This window comes from Weizmannia agrestimuris, assembly GCF_943193165.1.
Taxonomy (GTDB): Bacteria; Bacillota; Bacilli; order Bacillales; family Bacillaceae_C; genus Weizmannia; species Weizmannia faecalis.
Genome location: NZ_CALPDC010000036.1, coordinates 1 through 19,904, shown reverse-complemented (window position 1 = coordinate 19,904; position 19,904 = coordinate 1). Strand labels below are relative to the sequence as shown.

Genomic DNA, 19,904 nt, shown 5'->3' with positions numbered 1-19,904 from the left:
TTACTCAGCCCCGGAATACAGGTACATCAGGCGCGGTGCGTTCGATTGCGACAATAAACGTGCAAGCCCCGAGGCTTCTGCTTCTTTGCCGAGCATTTTTTGCGCTGAGGCGGAAAACAGCGACCCAAACCCGCCACTTGATTCATATTCCACAACCTGTGCTTTTCCGAGATGAAGATCTTTTTTCATCGCCGCAATGGTGTCATCCAGGTAACCGTATTTGTCAATCAGATGCAAATCCAGCGCCTGCTTGCCGTCGTATACACGCCCGTCCGCAATTTTGCGCACCTGTTCTTTCGGAATGTGGCGCCCTTCAGAGATGACTTTGACAAAACCGTTATACGAATTGTTCACCATTTTCTGCAGCATTTCTTTTTCGCTCTTCGTCATGTCCCGGTAAGGGCTCATAATGTCTTTATACTCCCCGCTTTTGATGACAGGAAAATCAATGCCGTATTTTTTGGCAAGCTTCCCGTAATTCACGCTTTCCATGATCACCCCGAGCGATCCGGTCAATGTTTCCGGACTTGCGAATATTTTATTGGCCGGCGTTGAAATATAATAAGCGCCGGATGCGCAAGTCGGCCCCATGGACACATAAATTTTCTTCTTCGTATCTTTTTTAATTTCCATCAGATGGTGATGGATTTCTGCCGACTCGGCCACCCCGCCGCCCGGTGAATTAATATGTAAAATGATCCCTTTTACATCGCTGTCTTTTTTCGCCTGATCCAGTTCTTTCAAAAAACTTTGGTGGTTATATTCACCGGTGTCAAGCAGTGATGGTGTCGTGCCGGTATCCTGAATTGTCCCGTTCACATTCAGCACGACGATTTTCTTTGACTCATTCCCATCCTGCAATACATTTTCGGAAACATCCCCTTCCCCAGCTTCCACGGTCTCTTTAAAGATTTTGGAAAAGTTGGTTGATGCCGCCATGCTCGCCAAGTTCACAATAATGGAAACGACGAACAGCCCGCCTGCCAAAGCAAGCGCTCCCCATCTTTTTTTGTTCATGCCAACATTTCATCCTTCCACTTTTTTGGTTTTTCTTTTATTCTACTTGAAGATCCGGGACATTAAAACAAAAAGCCGGGCATTTTTTGAAAAAAAATGCCCGGCTTTTCGTTTCTTATCTATTCCATTCCTGCTGCCTGAGCTCGACACGGCGAATTTTGCCGGAGGCCGTTTTTGGCAATTCCTTGATAAATTCAATTGCACGCGGATATTTGTACGGCGCGGTCAGTTGTTTGACGTGGTTTTGCAGTTCTTTTACAAGACCCGGCACATTCTCGCTGATGCCGTCTTTTAAAACGACAAAAGCTTTCACAATGCTGCCGCGGATTTCGTGCGGGCTTGCAACAACGGCACATTCTTTCACATACGGATGCTTGACAAGGGCATCTTCGACTTCAAACGGTCCGATCGTATAGCCGGAAGAAATAATGATATCATCCCGCCTGCCTTCAAACCAGAAATAACCGTCCTCGTCTTTTCTTGCCCTGTCCCCTGTAATGAAGTAATCGCCGCGGTACTGCTTGGCCGTGCGCTCTGGCTCTTTATAATAGCCTTTAAAAAGCGCAGGCGTGTCTCTATGGACGGCAATATCGCCGGTTTCACCCGGTTTGCACGGCTTCCCGTCATCATTTACGATTTCGACTTCATTCCCGGGAAACGGTTTGCCCATTGAACCCGGGCGCAACGGCGTATCAAGGGAATAACCGACGAGCAGCGTGCTTTCCGTCTGGCCGTAACCGTCGCGGATCGTGATGCCGAAATGGTTTTGGAAAACATCGATGACTTCGCGGTTCAGCGGTTCTCCGGCTGAGACCGCGCTCCTTAAGCTTTTCAGATGATACTGGGACAAATCATCGACTTTTGCCATTAAACGGTATTCAGTCGGTGTGCAGCAGAGCACATTGATTTCATATTCATCTAAAAGGGACAAATATTTTTCAGGGTCAAAACGGCCGTTGTAAACAAACCCGATTGCGCCTGAACCGAGAACGGAAAGGAACGGACTCCACACCCATTTTTGCCATCCCGGTGCGGCCGTCGCCCAAACACGGTCGCCTTCTTGAATGCCAAGCCAGTTCGGGGCAGCCGTGCGCAAATGGGCATATCCCCAGCTGTGCGTATGGATAACGCCTTTCGGATTGCCGGTTGTCCCGGAAGTATAGGACAAAATGGCGATATCATCTTTTGACGTTTTGAAGATTTCCAGTTCACAAGGGGCTGCTTTTTTCTTTTCATCCAGGAACGCCCATCCCTGTTCCGGTTCTCCAATCACGAATTTTTCCAAATTTTCAATACCACGTACATCTCTAAACTGTGCAGTGCATGAATAATGGGCGACAACGCCTTTTACATCCCCTGCTTCGATCCGGTAGTCAAGGTCTTTTGTCCGCAGCATTTCCGATGCCGGCAAAAGAACGATGCCGCATTTCATTGCAGCGAGATATACTTCGTATGCTTCTACAATACGCGGAACCATGACAAGTATGGTATCTCCCTTTTTCAGCCCGCTTTCCAAAAAGACATGGCCGGTCCGGTTTGCATTTTCAATTAATTCTTTATATGTGACTTCTCTGTGCATGCCTTCTTTGTCTTCCCAAATCAGCGCAACTTTGTGCGGGTCCCGGGCATATTTCTCAATTTCTTCGGCTATATTGTATGTTTGTGGCGCAATCAGGTCACTACGACGCAAGCGAATCGCCTCCAGAATTTTTTAGTACCTCATTATTATACCTGATATTAAAAAAATATGATACAAATTTACGCCAAAAACAAGTAGAAGCGGACCCGATTCAGGCCCGCTTCTCTATCCATTCTTCATTCAGTTATCGGGAAGTACCGCCTAATTGTTGTTCAGCCATCGAAACAAGGCGTTTCGTGATTTCGCCGCCGACAGACCCGTTTGCGCGGGAAGTCGTATCAGCACCAAGGTTTACGCCAAATTCCTGAGCGATTTCGTATTTCATTTGGTCCAGTGCTTGTTCAGCACCGCTTACAAGCAATTGGTTGCTGTTGTTGCTTTGTGCCATGTGTCTCACCTCCTTGTGAGTATAGATTGCGCATAAACACATGGCATCATGTTGTAAGTTTATTGGCGGTGCTGCCAATTACTGGATTTTATAACAGCTCAGAAAAATCTTCTTCCTGCGCCGTTTCATTTGGTGTAATAAAGACGTCCTCCGTATTTTGCACCGCTTCTTCAATCAATGGTTCCAGGTCGAGGCGGCTTTCGTAAAGACGCGCAAGCTCGAGTTTCGGCCGTGTTTTCGGCGAAGGCGGCGTGAAAATCGTGCAGCAGTCTTCATACGGAAGGCTTGAGATGTCGTATGTGCCGATTTTTTGGGCAATATCAATAATGTCCAGCTTATCCATCGAAACAAGCGGCCGCAACACTGGTGTCGTTGTGACATCATTGATTGCAACCATGCTGTCGAGCGTCTGGCTGGCAACCTGGCCGAGGCTTTCGCCGGTTACAATCGCAAGCCCGTTATGAATTTTACGGAGCCGGTCGGTAATCTCAAGCATCACCCTTCTCTGCACGGTCATCGAATAGCCTTCCGGAACCCCTTTATGGATCGTTTCCTGGATTTTTGTAAAGGGGACAATATGCACTTTCATGGAGCCGCTGTAGGCGGAAATTTTTTGCGCAAGGTCAAGCGCTTTTTGCTTTGCACGCGGGCTTGTAAACGGCGGGCTGTGGAAATGGACCGCTTCCACTTTCACGCCGCGTTTCATCGCGAGGTATCCTGCAACCGGGCTGTCAATACCACCCGAAAGCATGAGCATCGCTTTGCCGGATGCACCGACCGGAAGCCCGCCGGATCCTTTTATCACTTCAGTGGACAAATAAACGCCGTTTTTCCGGACATCCACAAGCAGCTCGATATCCGGCTGTTTTACATTGACTTGAATGCCGTCCAGTTGCTTTAAAATATAGCCGCCGACGAGATGGTTCAAATCATTCGAATTGTATTCAAATGTTTTATCGCCGCGGCGGGCTGACACTTTGAAGGTTTTGCCTTTCGCAAAATTTTGCCGGACGAGTTCGAGCCCCGCCTGCTCGATGTCTTCGAGCTGTTTCCGGGTGCGGACGGCCGGGCTGAACGACTGAATCCCGAAGATCGATTTTAAAATGTCGATGACTTGCCCGCCATCTGCGCCATGTAAAAGCACGTACATGCGGTCGTACAGTGCCTGAACTTCAATGCCGGGAAAAGGCCTGAGCGCTTTTTTGACATTGTCTTTTAAATGGCGGATAAAAAACTGGCGGTTATGCCCTTTTGTCGAAAGTTCCCCGTAACGGATTAAAATGCGGTCATAGTTCATTGATTTCTCCCCAACACTTGTTGTAAATTTGTGATTGTTTGCCTTAATATGCGGATAAAACGTTCCGCTTCTTCCATTGTATTTTCATAAGAAAGGCTCACACGCACCGCCCATTCGGCTTCGTCTTCGGAAACCCCCATGGCAAGAAGCGTGCGGCTCAGTTCCCGCGTTTTAGAAGAACAGGCGCTTGTTGTTGAAATATAAATGCCTTCCTCTTCAAGCGCGTGCACGAGCACTTCACCGCGGATGCCGCGGACGGAAAAATTCAGGATGTGCGGTGCTGAAACAGCCGGATTGGTATGGACGGTTACAGCAGGCATCTCCTGAAGTTTTTCGATCAGGGCATCCCGGATACGGGCCGTTCTTTCTGCCGCCCCTGCTTCAAATTTTTCATGGATCAGGCGGAGCGCTTTGCCGGCTGCAACGATTCCGCCTGTATTTTCGGTGCCGCTGCGCAAGCCGCTCTCCTGGTGCCCGCCGGTTAAAAGCGGCGACAGGCGGAGATTTGCCCGTTTATATAATATCCCGGTTCCCTTTAAGCCATGGCATTTATGCGCGGAAACCGTGCAAAGATCGATGCCGGCCTCACGCAGGGAAAGCGGGACTTTTCCGCAGCCCTGGACATCGTCTGTATGGAACAGGATTTTCGGATAATGTTTCAAAAGCTGCCCGATTTCTTCCACCGGCTGCACTGTTCCGACTTCGTTATTCACATGCATCACGGAAACAAGAATCGTTTCATCCGTGATGGCCTGTTTTAAATCGTCCAGTTTGATCCTTCCGCTCTTGTCAACCGGCAAATACGTGACGCGAAAGCCCCATTCTTCCAGCTGCCGGCACGTTTCAAAAACAGATGCGTGTTCAACAGCCGTCGTAATGATATGGCGCCCCCTTGAACGGTATGCGAGGGCTGTCCCTTTAATGGCCAGATTATTGCCTTCCGTGCCGCCGGATGTGAAAAAAATTTCGTTCTCGTCTGCGCCGAGAATACCTGCAATTTGCCGTCTTGCCTGCGTGAGAAGTTTCTCTGTACGCGCGCCGAGGCTGTGCAGGGAAGAGGGATTTGCAAAATAGTTTTCCGATGTTTTCACAAAAGCATCCAGCACTTCCGGATAAGGCTTCGTTGTGGCACTGTTGTCAAAGTAAATCATTTGAACACCCTCTGTTGGCATAAAATTGGATCCAAACCTGCATCATTGCCTAATATACCATGCCGGATACCGAACCTACAACCGATATACTCCCGTTATGCAACACCCATTCCGGTCTCCCTGCCGCTTTTTTGCGGCACCGGCTTTAATCTTCAAAATGGGGTGGTAATGGTCCTGCGCCTTCCGCCCGTGCGTGGTTAACCCGTTCAGGCAGAAATGCGTCGCTTAAGGCTCAAAGGTCTTCACCCGTACCTGTTTACCAGGCTAAAGAACCCGGCGTCAAAACGAATGCGTGCGTCCGGCTGAAAGGCATGGAAAAAAGCAAACGAAAAAAACGGGGAGCGCTCCGTATTTTTTCCGTTTGCTTTAAAGTAATTCTTCCGTTTCCAGCATTTTTTCAATTTTTTTCAATGCACCAGGCTCAACCGCCTCCACTGTCGTTGCGGCTTCTTCAAGCGCCTTCTCATAATCATAGCGCCGGAAAGCTACTTCTGCGCGCTCCAGCCCGTCCGCCACTTTCTTATATTTAGCACGGTAACGGTTGCCGTATTGAATCACTTTTTCAGCAAGCTGAACATTTTCCAATAAAGCTTTCGTGCTTTTTTCAAAGTTTCCGACTGCCTGTTCCGCCTCCAGCAGATGGTGGTTGACCCTCTCCATGTTTAGCGGCGTGGCATGGAGGCTGTCGGCAGTATCACGAATCGCGTTCCAGGCCGCTTCATACAGGCTGCGGTACGAGTCCGGCAGCCCGGGGATATTGCTTCTTTCGACAAGGCGGCGCATATCCTGGATTTTCCGCTTCAATCCCGCGATCTTCGCGCGTGCCTCCATTTCTTCCTTCCGCAGGTTCTGCAGAAATTCGTTAAACGTCTTCTGGTCATCCTGCAGTTTTTCAATCTGCCCTTCCATTTCTTTGAGCTGTTCGCTTAACACGGTATAAATCGTTTCGTTTTCGGGAATTTTTACTTCAAGGACCGCCAAACGCGCGGCCAGTTTCTCCAACTGTTTATCGAGTTCAGCAGGAACGGCCATGTTTTCCTCATGCAGTTGGTATGTCTTTTGCACGGATTCTGTTTCTGTTGTGAGGCGCTTGTTTTCTTCCCGTACTTCATCCAGCATATCCTTCACTTCGCGGAAATGCTTGAGCACATAGTTTTTTGCGTACGCTTCTTTTTCTAAAACATCGTAAATCGTTTCTATTCTTTCCTTGATTTCCCGGATGCCTTCCTCGACATCTGCTGTGTCAGCCTGTTCAAGTTGTTTCCGGTAAGCCGATAGCTTTTCTGTAAGCTCCTTCATTTCTTCATCAAACTGCAGGTGATCGAGCGCAAAGCCTTGTGCAGCCATTTCTTTGTAGCCCTCTTTCAATTCAGCAAACTGCATCGGCAAAAGCGATTCCGTTTCCGCCAGCAAATCCGGAATTTTTCCGGCATCCTCCTGCAATGTTTCTGTTTCAGTTTTCAGTTCATCGGCTAATTTCTTTGCCTCCAAATAGTTCCCGGCTTCCGTCAATTCATGGTAACAGACAAATTTCTCCGCCAGGCTGTCCACTCTCAGGTCGAGGCTTTTAATGGCTTTTCCGAATGTATGGCGCCGTGTCAGAAGCTGTTTCTTCAAGTCTTTGAAGATTTTCCCGAGTTCTTCCACTTCTTTCCGGGATTCTTTCTCGGCATCCATCAGTTCATTGACGCCGTCCAGTATATCTTTTATTTTTTGTTCCGCAGTTTGAAGAATCGCCTCTGCTTCCGCCTGTACGGCCTTCGCCTTTTTGAAACGGTATTTGTCAGTGTGCTCCTCGATTTCAAAGAGCTTATCTTCCACTGCCGGCAGTTCCTCGTTTAAAAGGTCCTCCCAGTCTTTGCGCCAGCCTTCAAATAAACTTTCCGCCTCCCCGCCCATATTGAGCCGTTTGACTTTTCCCAGCTCATCGGTGACAGGCCGGTTCATGATTTCAATTTTCCATGCTTCAAGCTTGTCAATCTCTTTGTAAAACTGCCTCCTGATAAAAAAACCGCAAGTCAATAAAACCAGCAATAAAAGAATAGCGCCAATGATGCCATACATCATAAACTTGAAAGCCTCCCGTTCGTCCACAAATCAAGCCTTAATATCCGCTCATTATGTATGTATGAATACCGGAACAATCCTTCCCGATACCCACAGGCATGTATGTTTATTTTTATTCTATGATACCATGTAATGACAATATTTGACTATGAAATTCGAGATTTTTCGATTCATTTTGGGGAAGGTTTTTTCCGTACCCACAATAAAAAAAGCCGGCGCTTATTTTTTGCACGTCGGCGGGCTTTTTCGGAAAGCTGCCGGCATTTTAAAAACAGCCAGCCCGCTCCGGCCATTAAAAAGCGGTTTCAAGCAGCAGCGGTTCCGGCTGCGCCCCCGCGTTTTGCCGGATGCTGTCCAGCCATTCGGCAACCGATTTGCCGTATTTTTCGGCAAAATACGGCTCTTCCGGCTGCATGCCCCATACTTCGCGGATATACTGGCTGTTTAAATACGGCATCGACAGCATGCTTTTCAGCTGGATCATGAGAAAGTTCAGTTTGCCCGCCTGGATTCCGGGACCGCACCAAGCTTTGACGAGCTTTTTTAATAAATAACGCTCTTTCATGAAGTAAGTGGACAAAATTTCGCGGACAATTTGCGAATCAATGGTGACTTCCCGCCATACAAATCTGGACAGCAGGTGGTTTTCGCTTTGAAAGTGCAGGATGCGGAAGGCCGCCCGTTTTAATCCATCCTCCGAAAGATTTTGCACTTCTTCTTCAAGGCAGGCAATATACGGTTCAAAAAAGCGGATAAAACACGCTTCCAATAGCCCCTGTTTGCCGTTAAAGTAATAGGAAATATTGGCCGAATTGACTTTTGCGGAAGCCGCAATCGCCCTGATTGTTGTTCCTTTATAGCCCTTCGTATGAAATAAAGCAATCGCCGTATTGAATATCTTTTCTTTTGTTTCACTGCTGTTTCCGTCCATTTGTTCCACCCTCTCCTCTTTTTTGCTTGCCGGGCTTCCCCTTTTGTGTTAAAAATATTCTATTCCGTACTATTCCATATGCCGGGCCGGGGTTCCTTTAAAAACTTTCCGACAAAATCCCGCCCCGTTTTTAAAAAATTTGCTGATGTAAGGATGATGGCGATGTTTCATGTAGAAAATCCCCAGGGAACGAAGAAAGAAAAGTATGATCTTGTCGTAAAACAGCTGATCGCGCTCACGGAAGACGAACCGGATAAAATTGCCAATTTAAGCAATGCTGCAGCGCTGTTAAACCAGTTTCTTGACCGGGTAAACTGGGTCGGGTTTTATTTCGCAAGCGGGGATGAACTCGTCCTCGGCCCGTTCCAAGGTTTGCCAGCTTGTGTGCGGCTTCCGTATGGGAAAGGGGTGTGCGGGACAGCCTGGAAAGAAAAACGGGTGCTCCGGGTCGCCGATGTGCAGCAGTTTTCGGGCCATATTGCCTGTGACGCCGCTTCCCAATCCGAAATTGTCGTCCCGCTGATGAAAAACGGTGAAGTGATCGGCGTTTTGGATATCGACAGCCCGGAAAAAAATCGATTTGATGCAGAAGATGAAGCGGGACTGGCAGCTTTTGCCGCAGCGCTGGAAAAAGTGCTGTAAGGCCGGTTTCGCAGGTTGATAAATAAGGAGATAAAAGCATGCCGAGTCCCAAAGGCCGGACGAACTTGGTAGGCAGCAAGGATTAAGCGGCCTGAAGCAGATATTAAAACCATAACCGAATGGATAAAAAATGCCCCCATTGCCGGATCAGGCAATGGGGGTTTTTTAAGGCGGCTGTACAAAAGCAATCAGCTGCAGTGCGCCCTTAATTGGCTTTCATTTCCATATCGCTGATGACTACCTGGTTTTTTCCGAGGCTTTTCGCATGATACAATCCGGCGTCTGCCCTGTTAAAAAGCGATTCCACCGTTTCATTCATCTCTTTATTCCAGTACGACACCCCGCACGAAATGGTAACCGGAGGATTTGTATTTTTCTCAACAGCCGCAAGCACCCTTTTGGCGACCTGCACCCCTGTTTGAAGCGGCACGCCGGGAAGATAAATCGCCATCTCCTCTCCGCCCCATCTTGCTCCGATATCGGTTGAACGAATGTTTTCTTTGATCAGCTTTGCAACCTGGATCAAAATTTCATCCCCGACTTGATGGCCGTATGTGTCATTGACTTTTTTAAAGTCGTCAATATCGAGCAAAATCAGCGTGCCCTGCTCATCTTCACCGATAGAAGTTTCCATCCGGCTGTTCAAGTAATTTTTGGCAAACAGCTGGGTAAGATGGTCGGTGATCACCATTTTTTCAAGCCGCTCGCGAAGCATGGAGTTGGTTAAGGCCATGCCCGATTGATAAATAAGCGACTGAAAAAGTTTGAACCTGTCAAAAGAAAAATGGTAAGGCGCTTCATGAAGAACAAGGCAGAACCCCTTTAAATCATCTTCCTGGATAATCGGGACAGCCATCAGCGAAGAAAAGCGATAGTTTCTGCCGGGAAAACGCTGGTTTAAGTTGCTGATAAACAGGGATTCTTTCGTATCAGCAAAAGAACGGTTTGCAAAATCAAGATACCGGATGCCTTCCTTTTCTTCAAAAATGGGGCTGCTGCCTTCAAGCAGGTCCATTTTTCCATTCTCCATCATCACGAACCCGATTGCCTGGGTATTAAATGAACTGGAGATCTGCTCCATTAAAAAATCGATGGTTTCTTTTAAATTCGCGCTTTTATTTAACTGGCGGGAAACCGAATTGATCAGGCGGAGTTCTTCAATGGACTGCATCGACTGCTGGTACAGCTTGGCATTCTCAAGCGCACTTCCCGCCGTATTGGCGAGCAGGCTGATAAATTCCAGATCGCTGCGGTTAAATTCATAGTTTGCAAAAGTGATGACCTGCAGCACGCCGTACACGCCTTGCTTTCCCCTTAGCGGCGCATAAAGCATCGTTTCGTTTGTCCGCCATACCGTGGCAAGATGGACCTGGCCGTTTACATATGATTCGAGCGCCATTTCGTCGACTGCATCATATTGCAGCGATTTGATCGGCAAATCAAGATTGTGGTGATAATCGTCCGACAGCATTAAGGTGTATTCAAAAACCGGATACAGCCTTTTCAGCGTGTAAATGATTTCTGCAAGGATCGTATCCGTATCCATGGAAGAATGGAATTTTCCGGTCACTTGGAATAATTCGATGTAACGCTTTCTGTCGGCTTCAACAACAGACAACTCATACTTCAGCTGCAGGAAGTTCCGGCTTTCCCTGACAAACGCCTGCAAATCCGCGTCAGACAGCTCCCCGAACATCCTGTTTGGAATGGAAAGAAGCAGGCAGCCATCCTCCATGTTTTTTTCCGGAATAAAAAAGGCAATGTTAAACTGTTTTAAATAAGGATCCTTTTGCAGTTTCCCATTTGTGACAACCTGGGAGGCTGTTTTTAAAGCTTTAATTTTTCCGGAAGGCACGACAAGTTCGACGTCATGCCGGAAAGGATTATAAAAGCCGCATATTTTGTAAAACTTTGTGTTTTCGCTATCCGGCTTATAATACACGATATGATCAGCGCTGAGCACTTCTGCCACGACCGCCACCCAGTCATCCAGGCTACTTGCTGTCTCAAGATTCATTAAATCCAGTAAACGGGACTTATAATATAGGATTAAATGATTTTCTTTCTTTTCCATTTCCTAATCACCCTGACCCTGTTTCCGTATAAAAGCGAAAAACGCATAAAAAGCGCGAGCCTTGAAAATGAAGAATATTAAAACAAAAAACTGCACGGGAGACGTAAAAATGTTAAAAACCGGTCAAATTAATACCATTATAATGCAAAAGAACTATAAATGTACAGTCTGCCTAACCGATATACTGTATATATTGTGTCTTAAGGCCTGTTATGAAGCCGCGCGAACGGAATGTGAAAAGTTTTTGTCGCGGCACGGCAGCCCGATTTGCATTTGTTGTTGACTTTTTATCTTTGAAAACATATAATCAACGTTGTGTAAAATAATGCAGCCTTATTGGACGGCTTTGTGTTTGTATTTTGTTCCTTGCCTGAATGCAAGGTGTATCGTGTAACCCTCTGCTGCTGGGGCGATGGTACATGAAAACAAAATACGCATGAAGAAGTGTCCATGATATCTGTTTTTATTTTACAACAAAATAAAAACAAAGGAGGAGTCTTTCATGGCTCGTTATACAGGTCCAAGCTGGAAATTGTCCCGCCGTCTCGGGATTTCTTTAAGCGGTACCGGAAAAGAATTGGAGAAGCGTCCTTATGCACCTGGACAGCACGGCCCGAATCAGCGCAGAAAATTGTCTGAATATGGCTTGCAATTACAGGAAAAACAAAAGCTTCGCCATATGTACGGCTTAAATGAACGCCAATTCCACAACACTTTCCTGAAAGCTGGCAAAATGCAAGGGAAACATGGTGAAAATTTCATGGTTCTTTTGGAATCACGCCTTGATAACCTTGTTTACCGTCTCGGTTTGGCTCGCACACGCCGCCAAGCACGCCAGCTCGTAAACCACGGGCATATTCTTGTTGACGGCAAACGCGTCGATATCCCGTCTTACCGTGTAGAACCGGGGCAAACGATCGGCGTACGCGAAAAATCCCGCAACTTGGATGTCATCAAAGAAGCGATCGAAACGACAACTTTTGTGCCGGATTACCTTTCTTTTGATGCAGACAAGCTTGAAGGGACTTACAGCCGCCTCCCTGAACGCTCGGAACTGCCGGCTGAAATTAACGAATCGTTAATCGTCGAGTTCTACTCAAGGTAATGTGTAAAACCCCGAAACCGCTGTGGTTCCGGGGTTTTTTATATTCTGAAGGTAACCGGTTGTTCAGCAAGCCATCCCGGCAACCAAGTTAAACATGAGATACAGTCTGGCCATGCCAACGCCAAAGAGAATAGCAAAGCAGCGTCCCTCAGCCTTGACCAAATCATGATGACCGAGGCATCAAAAGACGAACAGCAAAGTATAATGGGAAGCAACACAAATATCGTACGAATGTTTCTAAAAATCGGCCGTGTCATGGTCATTGCCCCTCATTTATCCATATTTTGTGTGCGCACCACGGCTTTCGCTTTCGGAATCCCCGCGGCGGGCTTCATGGTTCATTTTTCTTTTTCAATATTCAGATTCATTGTATAGAAAAAATTCCCCAAAAGTCCACATCATTTATTCGACAAATTGCGGGACGGTTAAAAGGATGGACCCCTTAACCGGACGGGAAAATGAGCAGAGATGGGTCTGTGCCATTGGTTTCCGCTGTTGCGGCACGATTTGCTGATCGCTTGCCCATGCCGGGTTGGGCATGGCAGAAATGCAGATCAACGGGATGAGATAGAAAAGGCCGCTCTGGGCATGGTTGCTTTGCGGAGCGGCCTTTTTCTTATTTCTTCCTTTTGCGTCTCCACAGCATGAAAAGCGAGGCTGTCAGGGCGGCGGTGAGAAGCGGTTCTTTTTTCAATTTGTTGTCTTTTGTATACAGTGCATCCTTTACAATCAGGTTCAAATTTTGTGGGCGTTCGGCAAGGCGCCGCATATAATAGCCGAACCAGTCATTTCCGAACGGCATGTACGTCGTGAAATGGTATTTTTTCGCCAGTTCATACTGCATCTCCTGGCGAAATCCGTACAGCATCTGAAACTCAAACCGGCTGTGCGGGATTTGGTTTTCTTCAATAAATGCTTCCAGTTCGCGAATGATGTGGTGGTCATGGGTGGCAATGGACGTATATGCCTCGCCGAGCAGCCGTTTTTTTACAAGCTTTACATAGTTCCGGTCAATTTCCGCTTTTGACTGAAAAGCGGCTGTCTCGCTTTCTTTGTAAGCGCCCTTTACAATCCTGAGCCGGACATCCTTCAGTTCATCCATAACCGCTTCGGCGTTGCGCAAATACGCCTGGATGACTGTCCCGACATTTTGGTACGTTTCAAGCAGGGTTTTCAACACCTCTATTGTAGCATGAAAATGGGTATAATCTTCCATGTCAATATTGATGAAAATCCCGTATTCCGCTGCACGCGCCAAAATGTCTTCCATATTTTGCAGGCAAAACGTGCGGTCAATATCCAGCCCGAGCTGGGTCAGTTTCACCGAGATATGGCAGTCCAGGTTCTCCTCATGGATCCTGTCCAGCATTTGCAGGATGCGCTGTTTCGCCGATGCCGCTTCCGATTTTTCCGATACGAATTCGCCCAGATTGTCAACGGTGCAGCTGATTCCGCGGGCATTCATTTCCCGGATGGTCCGGGTGACGGAATCAATATCCGTCCCCGCAACAAATTTTTCAGCACCGAACCGAAAACCCCATTTTTGCGCACTTTTATTTAAAAACCTGCTGTTTGAAAGGCCGATGAAAAAATCCCTCGTCAAATTTGCCATATCGCCTTTCCTCCCGTTAAAACATTTCCGATACAGACTTTGCTTCCATAAACAGCTTCAAATAATCCGGGCCGCCCGCTTTCGAATCGGTACCGGACATTTTAAAACCGCCGAACGGCTGGTAACCGACAACGGCCGCCGTGCATCCCCGGTTAAAATACAGGTTGCCGACATGGAATTCGTACCGGGCGCGTTCCAAATGCTCCCTGTTTTTCGAAATGACGGCGCCTGTCAGCCCGTATTCCGTATTATTGGCAATTTCAAGCAGTTCGTCAAAATCTTTTCCTTTCGCAAAAGCGACAACCGGCCCGAAAATTTCTTCCTGCATGATCCGTGCCTTTGGATTTACATCTTTAAAAATCGCCGGGTAAACGAAAAATCCTTTTTCGCCATCCGTTTCCCCGCCAAAGACGAGTTTGCCCTCTTCTTTGCCGATTTCTATATAACTTTTAATCTTGTTAAACTGCTTTTCGTTAATGACAGCACCCATGTACACATTTTCTTCGGACGGGTCGCCGACGGTTACGTTTTTCGCAAGGGCGATCGCCTTTTCGAGCACTTCTTCATATACGTCTTCATGTACGACTGCCCGCGAGCAGGCTGAACATTTCTGGCCGGAAAAACCGAATGCCGACTGGACAATCGCATCTGCGGCGAGATCGAGATCCGCTTCTTTATCGACAATAATCGTATCTTTGCCGCCCATTTCAGCAACGACCCGTTTTAAAAAGTGCTGGTCCTTCTGCACTTTCGCAGCCCGTTCATAAATGCGCAGGCCCGTTGCTTTGGAACCCGTAAAGTTAATCCAATGGGCAGACGGATGATCCACCAGGTAATCGCCGATTTCTGCCGGATCGCCCGGCACAAACTGGAGCACGCCTTTCGGAACCCCCGCTTCTTCCAAAATTTCAACGAGTTTGTATGCAATAACAGGCGTGCTTTCCGAAGGCTTCAGCAGAACCGGGTTCCCGGCAACAAGCGGGGCAACCGTCGTGCCGCAAACAATGGCGAAAGCAAAATTCCACGGCGGAATGGTCACCCCCGGCCCCATCGGCTGATAAAAATAAGTGTTGTGCTCATTTTCACGCTGTTCCATTTCCTGCCCCTTTGCAAGCTCAAGCATCTGGCGGCCGTAGTATTCCAAAAAGTCGATTCCTTCCGCCGTATCCCCGTCCGCCTGGCTCCACGGCTTGCCGGCATCAAACACAAGCCACGCCGACAGCTCATGTTTGCGGCGGCGCGCAATCGCAGCGGCTTTGAACAGCACATTCGCCCGCGCTTCGGGTGCCATTTTCCGCCAGCTGCGAAATGCCTCATTGGCGCCTTCGAAAGCTTTGTCAACCAGTTCTTTCGATGCTTTCGAAACTTTCCCGACAACCTGTTCTTTATTCGCAGGATTGACGGATACGAGCTTATCCTCTGTAAAAATCCGTTCTCCGTTTATTACAAGCGGGTACTCCTTCCCGAGTTCCGCACGCACTTTTTCAAGTGCCGCTTGAAACGCCTGTACGTTTTCAGGCTGGTTAAAATCCGTTAATGGTTCATGTTTAAAAGGCAAGACCAATGAAAAAACCTCCTTCATCCTCGTTCTGGCTTAATACCATGCAAGAATCATGCCAACTTCCGGAACATCCCTGTTTCCCTATATCCGCAAAAAAATAAACCGTTTTCTATGTACAATATATTTACACAATTGTAAATCGAATGTACAATACCTTTACACGACAAAGGGGAGGAAGACGGAAATGGCAAATGAACTGTCTTATTTGCAGGCGGTATTATCGGCGGAAAATGATGCGATTACGATCGTAAACGAAAAAAAGGAAGTCATTTATTGGAATGATGCCGCCGTCCGGACCTACAATATTCCAAAAGAAATGATCTTAACCAAAAAAATTACCGATTTTTTTCGCGATGATGATTTAATGGTGCTCAAAGTGCTGCGGACAAAAGCCCGTATTACCGACCAATATCATCGGCCCCGCCCCGACAAGCATGTCGTCGTCAATGCGCGGCCCATTTTTGACAACCGCGGCAGGCTGATCGGCGCGGTATCCGTGGAACGCGATATCACCCAGATTGTTAGGCTGAACGACAATCTCGTCTCCACTTCCATAGAACTGAATGAACTGCGCCAAAAAATGTACACAAGCTATGAAGAAACGCCTTTTTCCAAATTAAAGGGGAAAAGCCGCGCGCTCCGGGATACGATCCAAATTGCGGCGAAAGCGGCGAAAACGGATGCCGTCACGCTTATTCTCGGCGAGTCCGGCACCGGGAAAGAAATATGCGCGCGCGCCATCCATGAAGCAAGCGCGCGGAAAAACGGCCCTTTTATTCCGGTGAACTGCGGCTCGATCCCTTCCGCCCTGTTTGAAAGCGAATTATTCGGCTATGAACCAGGCACGTTTACGGGTGCGGAGAAAAAAGGAAAAGCGGGAAAAATTGAAGAAGCGGACGGGGGTACGCTGTTTTTGGACGAAATCGGCGAACTGCCGCTAGATATGCAGGTGAAGCTGCTGCGCGTGCTGCAGGAAAAAGTGATTTACCGCATTGGCGACGCTTCGGGCAGGAAAATCAATGTCCGTTTTATTGCCGCCACCAACCAAGACATTGAAAAAATGATGAAAGAAAAGACATTCAGGTCGGACCTTTATTACCGGTTAAATGTTATTCAAATTACGATGCCGCCATTAAGGGTGCGCACAGACGATATTCCTGTCCTCGCCCGCTACTTTCTGAAACAATTTGCCGTCCAGTACAAGATGCCTGAACCGGAACTCGCCCCTGATGCCCTTTCTTTCCTGCAAGCGTATCATTGGCCAGGGAATGTCCGGGAGCTCCGGAATTTAATGGAACGGATGGTGATCCTATCAGAAAAGCCGTTTATTGACCGCGCCTCCCTTCTCCGCTTTTTCCAGGGAAATGAAACCCAACCGTCCGGAAGTGCCATCCCGGAAAGCGGCACTTTGCCTGTGGAAAAAGAAAATATGGAAAAACAGCTCATTGAAAAAGCATTGCGCAAAGCAGGCGGGAACAAATCCGCCGCAGCAAAAGAACTTGGCATTTCAAGGGTCACCCTGTATCAGAAGCTGAAAAAATTTGGAATTGGGAGCTGACTTCCCCCGCCGGGAAAAACGAAGAAGGGCAAGCCGCGATCGGAGCAATAAAAAAGGGATGCACATTTCAGGCATCTTCATTGTGCATCCCTTAATATCCTCAATGTTTAATTAAAAAGTATTTTTTCTTCCCTCTTCTAATAACGGTAAATTCGCCGCCGATTTTGTCCTTTTCCTGCAACACAAGCCCGAGATCCGTTACGCGGTCACCGTTTACGTAAATGGCGCCGTTTTGGATATCTTCGCGTGCCTGGCGTTTTGACGGGGAGATTTTGGCGGCAACGAGCAACTCCACAAGCTGCTTTTGTTCTTCGCTTTCAAGCTGGAATGACGGAACATCTTTAAATCCCTGCTTCATTTCTTCAGCCGACAGTTTCTTCACATTGCCGCTGAACAATGCTTCCGTAATATTCAAAGCCTGCTGCAATGCTTCCTCCCCATGGATCAGTTTTGTCATTTCCGCGGCCAGCGCTTTTTGGGCTTTGCGGAGATGCGGTTCGGTTTCAACCGATTTTTCCAGCTCTTCGATTTCTTCTTTTGGCAAGAAGGTGAAGTACTTCAAGTATTTTACGACATCGAGGTCAGCCGTGTTGACCCAGAACTGGTAAAACTCATATGGCGATGTTTTCTCGGCATCGAGCCAGACTGCGCCGCTTTCTGTTTTCCCGAATTTTGTGCCGTCCGCTTTTGTGACAAGCGGAATGGTAAGCCCGAAAGCTTTTTCTCCTTCCGGTTCGAGCTTGCGGATCAGCTCAAGGCCGCTTGTAATATTGCCCCACTGGTCGCTTCCGCCGATTTGCAGGCGGCAGTTGTATTGTTTATACAAGTTAAAGTAATCGACGGCCTGGAGGATTGTATATGTAAATTCCGTAAACGAAATACCGGTTTCAAGCCGTGATGCGATCGTGTCTTTTGCAAGCATGTAGTTGATGCCGATATGCTTTCCGTAATCACGTAGGAAAGTAACAAGGTCCATCGAGCCGTGCCAGTCATAGTTATTGACCATGATGGCGGCTGACTCGCCGTCAAAATCGAAAAATCGTTCCAGCTGTTTTCTCAATGCTTCGCCGTTTTGCTTGACCTTTTCAACCGTTAACAGCTTTCTTTCTTCCTTCTTGCCGCTCGGGTCGCCGATCATGCCGGTTGCCCCGCCGAGCACGACAATCGGCCGGTGTCCCGCCTGCTGGAAGCGACGCAGCGTGAGGTACGGGAGAAGATGCCCGATATGCATGCTGTCACCTGTCGGGTCAATCCCGCAATACAGGGTCACTTTCTGGTTTTGAAGCAGTTCCGCGAGCCCTTCTTCGTCTGTTTGCTGGTAAATGATCCCCCGCCATTTTAAATCTTCAAGTAAATCCATTTAAAATCCCACTCCTTTTTTATGTAGCCTCTGGTGCCGGCATCTTTCAGGTTCCAAGTGCCCTACTTAACGATGATGGGATCATGAAACCTGTATGCTGCCTTCTTTTTCCTGTAAACAATAAAAACGCCCCTCCGTCAAAACGAAGGGACGATTGTATCGCGTTACCACCCAACTTGAGAATTGCTTCTCCACTCATTTGGATAACGGCTGGGGGCCGTCTGCCGTATCCGGCAAAAGCTCCGGGGTGTAATTCGCCGCCTGCCTGTACCGGTTCGCACCAACCACCGGCTCTCTTGTATGCAGCAACAGGAAGCTACTTGATCCTTTCGACGCTTCATTCATCAAATTGTAAGTTATTTTTACCATATACATTTTGAAATGTCAACCTTGCCAAGCAGGCTGCACCAGCGCTTTCTTCAAATCCGGTAATGCCCATTTTAACCTTTCCTCATCCGGCAAAGGCCCTGTTCCGTCCCGAAGCACGCCTTCCAGCGTGTCTTCCCGTTTTCTTCCAACCCAAACCGTGCCTTTCCGATCGTATACACCCGGCAATCACCGGGCATGGGCGGCAACACCGGCAATCCGTTCCGGGCAGGTGTAAATATTCATCGACCCGCCGCGGATAAAGCCGATCGTGGTAATGCCGAGTTCTTCGGCGGATTCCAGGGCGAGTGTGGTGGGTGCCGATTTCGATAAAATCACCTCGCAGCCGATTTTGGCTGTCTTCAATAAAATTTCCGAGGAAATGCGCCCGCTGAATGCAAGGATTTTCCCTTTTGTGGAAACCTGATTTTTCAAACAATATCCGTAAATTTTATCAAGCGCGTTATGGCGGCCGATATCCATCCGGCTGACAAGGATCCCGCCGGCATCGCACAGCGCAGCATTATGGACGCCCCCTGTTTTTTTAAACACTTCGGCATTCTCCTGCAATGCTTCCATCAGCCGGAAACAATCATCAACTGTAATCCGGACGTGCACACCGTCCATTTTTTTCGCCGCCAGAGCATCATTGACAAAAACAAACGCCTGCCTGCTCATTCCACAGCAGGAGGTGATATAACGTTTATTTTGCAGCTGTTCGTAATAAGGATTAAGATGATCGGTCCGGACATGGACGAATCCTCCTTTTTCATCCGTCCAGATGTCGCGGATATCTTCATAGCGCCGGACAACCCTTTCCGACACAAGATAACCGACCGCCATGTCCTCGATATATTCAGGTGTGCACACCATCGTCACCCATTCCTGCCCATTCACTTTTAATGTCACCGGGAATTCCGTTGCGACTGTATCCAGCGCCCGTTCGAGCCGCCCGTTCTTGAAACGGAGAATTTCCCTCTGCGTGTCCACATTTTTCATGGGTTCAACAGCCCCCTGTCTATAATGTTTTATTTTAAAGGAATCAGAGTGAACTACCCTCCACTTATCAACCTTACGGTTTGATTGAAGTGGGGGCTTCTCGACTTATCGTTGCTTTTACTAGCCAACGAAAACTG

At 47.9% G+C, this 19,904-nt stretch carries 15 protein-coding genes and 1 other annotated feature; of the genes, 3 read left to right on the top strand and 12 right to left on the bottom strand.

Going from position 1 to position 19,904, the window contains the following annotated elements; translation table 11 throughout:
- The 7 genes from sppA to refZ all read right to left on the bottom strand — a co-directional run bounded on the left by sppA (position 1) and on the right by refZ (position 8,490).
- A complete protein-coding gene (gene sppA / locus NFR98_RS12275; RefSeq protein WP_026683657.1) occupies positions 1-1,017 on the bottom strand; it encodes a signal peptide peptidase SppA in 1,017 nt (338 codons plus the stop codon).
- 115 nt (positions 1,018-1,132) lie between these two features.
- Positions 1,133-2,707, bottom strand: a complete 1,575-nt coding sequence (mbcS, locus tag NFR98_RS12270; RefSeq protein WP_026683658.1) for an acyl-CoA synthetase MbcS — start codon at positions 2,705-2,707, stop codon at positions 1,133-1,135.
- Positions 2,708-2,840: 133 nt separating this feature from the next.
- The gene (locus NFR98_RS12265; protein ID WP_013859944.1) at positions 2,841-3,044 is read right to left on the bottom strand and encodes an alpha/beta-type small acid-soluble spore protein; all 204 of its coding nucleotides are present in this window, start codon (positions 3,042-3,044) and stop codon (positions 2,841-2,843) included.
- 88 nt (positions 3,045-3,132) lie between these two features.
- Positions 3,133-4,341 carry a tRNA uracil 4-sulfurtransferase ThiI gene (thiI, locus tag NFR98_RS12260; protein ID WP_035184354.1) on the bottom strand — a complete coding sequence of 403 codons (1,209 nt, stop codon included), beginning with the start codon at positions 4,339-4,341 and terminating at the stop codon, positions 3,133-3,135.
- Positions 4,338-5,492 carry a cysteine desulfurase family protein gene (locus NFR98_RS12255; RefSeq protein ID WP_014097725.1) on the bottom strand — a complete coding sequence of 385 codons (1,155 nt, stop codon included), beginning with the start codon at positions 5,490-5,492 and terminating at the stop codon, positions 4,338-4,340. The genes thiI and NFR98_RS12255 overlap by 4 nt, the downstream gene beginning before the upstream one ends.
- Before the next feature lie 366 nt (positions 5,493-5,858).
- The gene (gene ezrA / locus NFR98_RS12250; protein WP_061086540.1) at positions 5,859-7,559 is read right to left on the bottom strand and encodes a septation ring formation regulator EzrA; all 1,701 of its coding nucleotides are present in this window, start codon (positions 7,557-7,559) and stop codon (positions 5,859-5,861) included.
- A gap of 292 nt (positions 7,560-7,851) precedes the next feature.
- Positions 7,852-8,490 carry a forespore capture DNA-binding protein RefZ gene (refZ, locus tag NFR98_RS12245; RefSeq protein WP_017551288.1) on the bottom strand — a complete coding sequence of 213 codons (639 nt, stop codon included), beginning with the start codon at positions 8,488-8,490 and terminating at the stop codon, positions 7,852-7,854.
- Between the two features lie 162 nt (positions 8,491-8,652).
- Between refZ and NFR98_RS12240 the strand changes: the two genes are divergently transcribed.
- On the top strand, positions 8,653-9,132 hold the full coding sequence (locus NFR98_RS12240; RefSeq protein ID WP_104851486.1) for a GAF domain-containing protein: 480 nt from the start codon (positions 8,653-8,655) through the stop codon (positions 9,130-9,132).
- Positions 9,133-9,337: 205 nt separating this feature from the next.
- Here the strand turns inward: NFR98_RS12240 and NFR98_RS12235 are convergent, their stop codons facing one another.
- Positions 9,338-11,206 (bottom strand): sensor domain-containing diguanylate cyclase, encoded by a 1,869-nt coding sequence (locus NFR98_RS12235; RefSeq protein ID WP_251460210.1) that lies wholly within the window; start codon positions 11,204-11,206, stop codon positions 9,338-9,340.
- Positions 11,207-11,708: 502 nt separating this feature from the next.
- On the opposite strand from NFR98_RS12235, the gene rpsD reads away from it, so the two are divergent.
- On the top strand, positions 11,709-12,311 hold the full coding sequence (gene rpsD, locus NFR98_RS12230; protein ID WP_013859951.1) for a 30S ribosomal protein S4: 603 nt from the start codon (positions 11,709-11,711) through the stop codon (positions 12,309-12,311).
- A 616-nt stretch (positions 12,312-12,927) separates the two neighbouring features.
- Here the strand turns inward: rpsD and NFR98_RS12225 are convergent.
- Together NFR98_RS12225 and pruA are read right to left on the bottom strand one after the other, a co-directional pair.
- Positions 12,928-13,923 carry a proline dehydrogenase family protein gene (locus tag NFR98_RS12225; RefSeq protein ID WP_110134042.1) on the bottom strand — a complete coding sequence of 332 codons (996 nt, stop codon included), beginning with the start codon at positions 13,921-13,923 and terminating at the stop codon, positions 12,928-12,930.
- Positions 13,924-13,939: 16 nt separating this feature from the next.
- Positions 13,940-15,487, bottom strand: coding sequence for an L-glutamate gamma-semialdehyde dehydrogenase (pruA, locus tag NFR98_RS12220; protein ID WP_014097717.1), 1,548 nt, complete (start codon positions 15,485-15,487; stop codon positions 13,940-13,942).
- A gap of 181 nt (positions 15,488-15,668) precedes the next feature.
- On the opposite strand from pruA, the gene NFR98_RS12215 reads away from it, so the two are divergent.
- On the top strand, positions 15,669-17,042 hold the full coding sequence (locus NFR98_RS12215) for a sigma-54 interaction domain-containing protein (protein WP_014097716.1): 1,374 nt from the start codon (positions 15,669-15,671) through the stop codon (positions 17,040-17,042).
- A gap of 100 nt (positions 17,043-17,142) precedes the next feature.
- Here the strand turns inward: NFR98_RS12215 and tyrS are convergent, their stop codons facing one another.
- Both tyrS and fdhD read right to left on the bottom strand, forming a co-directional pair.
- Positions 17,143-18,402, bottom strand: a complete 1,260-nt coding sequence (tyrS, locus tag NFR98_RS12210; RefSeq protein ID WP_019720706.1) for a tyrosine--tRNA ligase — start codon at positions 18,400-18,402, stop codon at positions 17,143-17,145.
- Between the two features lie 143 nt (positions 18,403-18,545).
- Positions 18,546-18,744 (bottom strand) — a binding site (T-box leader).
- Positions 18,745-18,957: 213 nt separating this feature from the next.
- On the bottom strand, positions 18,958-19,767 hold the full coding sequence (gene fdhD, locus NFR98_RS12205) for a formate dehydrogenase accessory sulfurtransferase FdhD (RefSeq protein ID WP_014097714.1): 810 nt from the start codon (positions 19,765-19,767) through the stop codon (positions 18,958-18,960).
- Between the last annotated feature and the right edge of the window lie 137 nt (positions 19,768-19,904).

What these genes read in the sequence shown, in the direction of transcription:
- sppA (WP_026683657.1), bottom strand. Translation starts at nt 1,017, where the DNA reads ATGAACAAAAAAAGATGGGGAGCGCTTGCTTTGGCAGGCGGGCTGTTC.
- NFR98_RS12225 (WP_110134042.1), bottom strand. Translation starts at nt 13,923, where the DNA reads ATGGCAAATTTGACGAGGGATTTTTTCATCGGCCTTTCAAACAGCAGG.
- NFR98_RS12215 (WP_014097716.1), top strand. Translation starts at nt 15,669, where the DNA reads ATGGCAAATGAACTGTCTTATTTGCAGGCGGTATTATCGGCGGAAAAT.
- refZ (WP_017551288.1), bottom strand. Translation starts at nt 8,490, where the DNA reads ATGGACGGAAACAGCAGTGAAACAAAAGAAAAGATATTCAATACGGCG.
- NFR98_RS12255 (WP_014097725.1), bottom strand. Translation starts at nt 5,492, where the DNA reads ATGATTTACTTTGACAACAGTGCCACAACGAAGCCTTATCCGGAAGTG.
- NFR98_RS12240 (WP_104851486.1), top strand. Translation starts at nt 8,653, where the DNA reads ATGTTTCATGTAGAAAATCCCCAGGGAACGAAGAAAGAAAAGTATGAT.
- tyrS (WP_019720706.1), bottom strand. Translation starts at nt 18,402, where the DNA reads ATGGATTTACTTGAAGATTTAAAATGGCGGGGGATCATTTACCAGCAA.
- NFR98_RS12235 (WP_251460210.1), bottom strand. Translation starts at nt 11,206, where the DNA reads ATGGAAAAGAAAGAAAATCATTTAATCCTATATTATAAGTCCCGTTTA.
- rpsD (WP_013859951.1), top strand. Translation starts at nt 11,709, where the DNA reads ATGGCTCGTTATACAGGTCCAAGCTGGAAATTGTCCCGCCGTCTCGGG.
- fdhD (WP_014097714.1), bottom strand. Translation starts at nt 19,767, where the DNA reads ATGAAAAATGTGGACACGCAGAGGGAAATTCTCCGTTTCAAGAACGGG.
- NFR98_RS12265 (WP_013859944.1), bottom strand. Translation starts at nt 3,044, where the DNA reads ATGGCACAAAGCAACAACAGCAACCAATTGCTTGTAAGCGGTGCTGAA.
- ezrA (WP_061086540.1), bottom strand. Translation starts at nt 7,559, where the DNA reads ATGATGTATGGCATCATTGGCGCTATTCTTTTATTGCTGGTTTTATTG.
- thiI (WP_035184354.1), bottom strand. Translation starts at nt 4,341, where the DNA reads ATGAACTATGACCGCATTTTAATCCGTTACGGGGAACTTTCGACAAAA.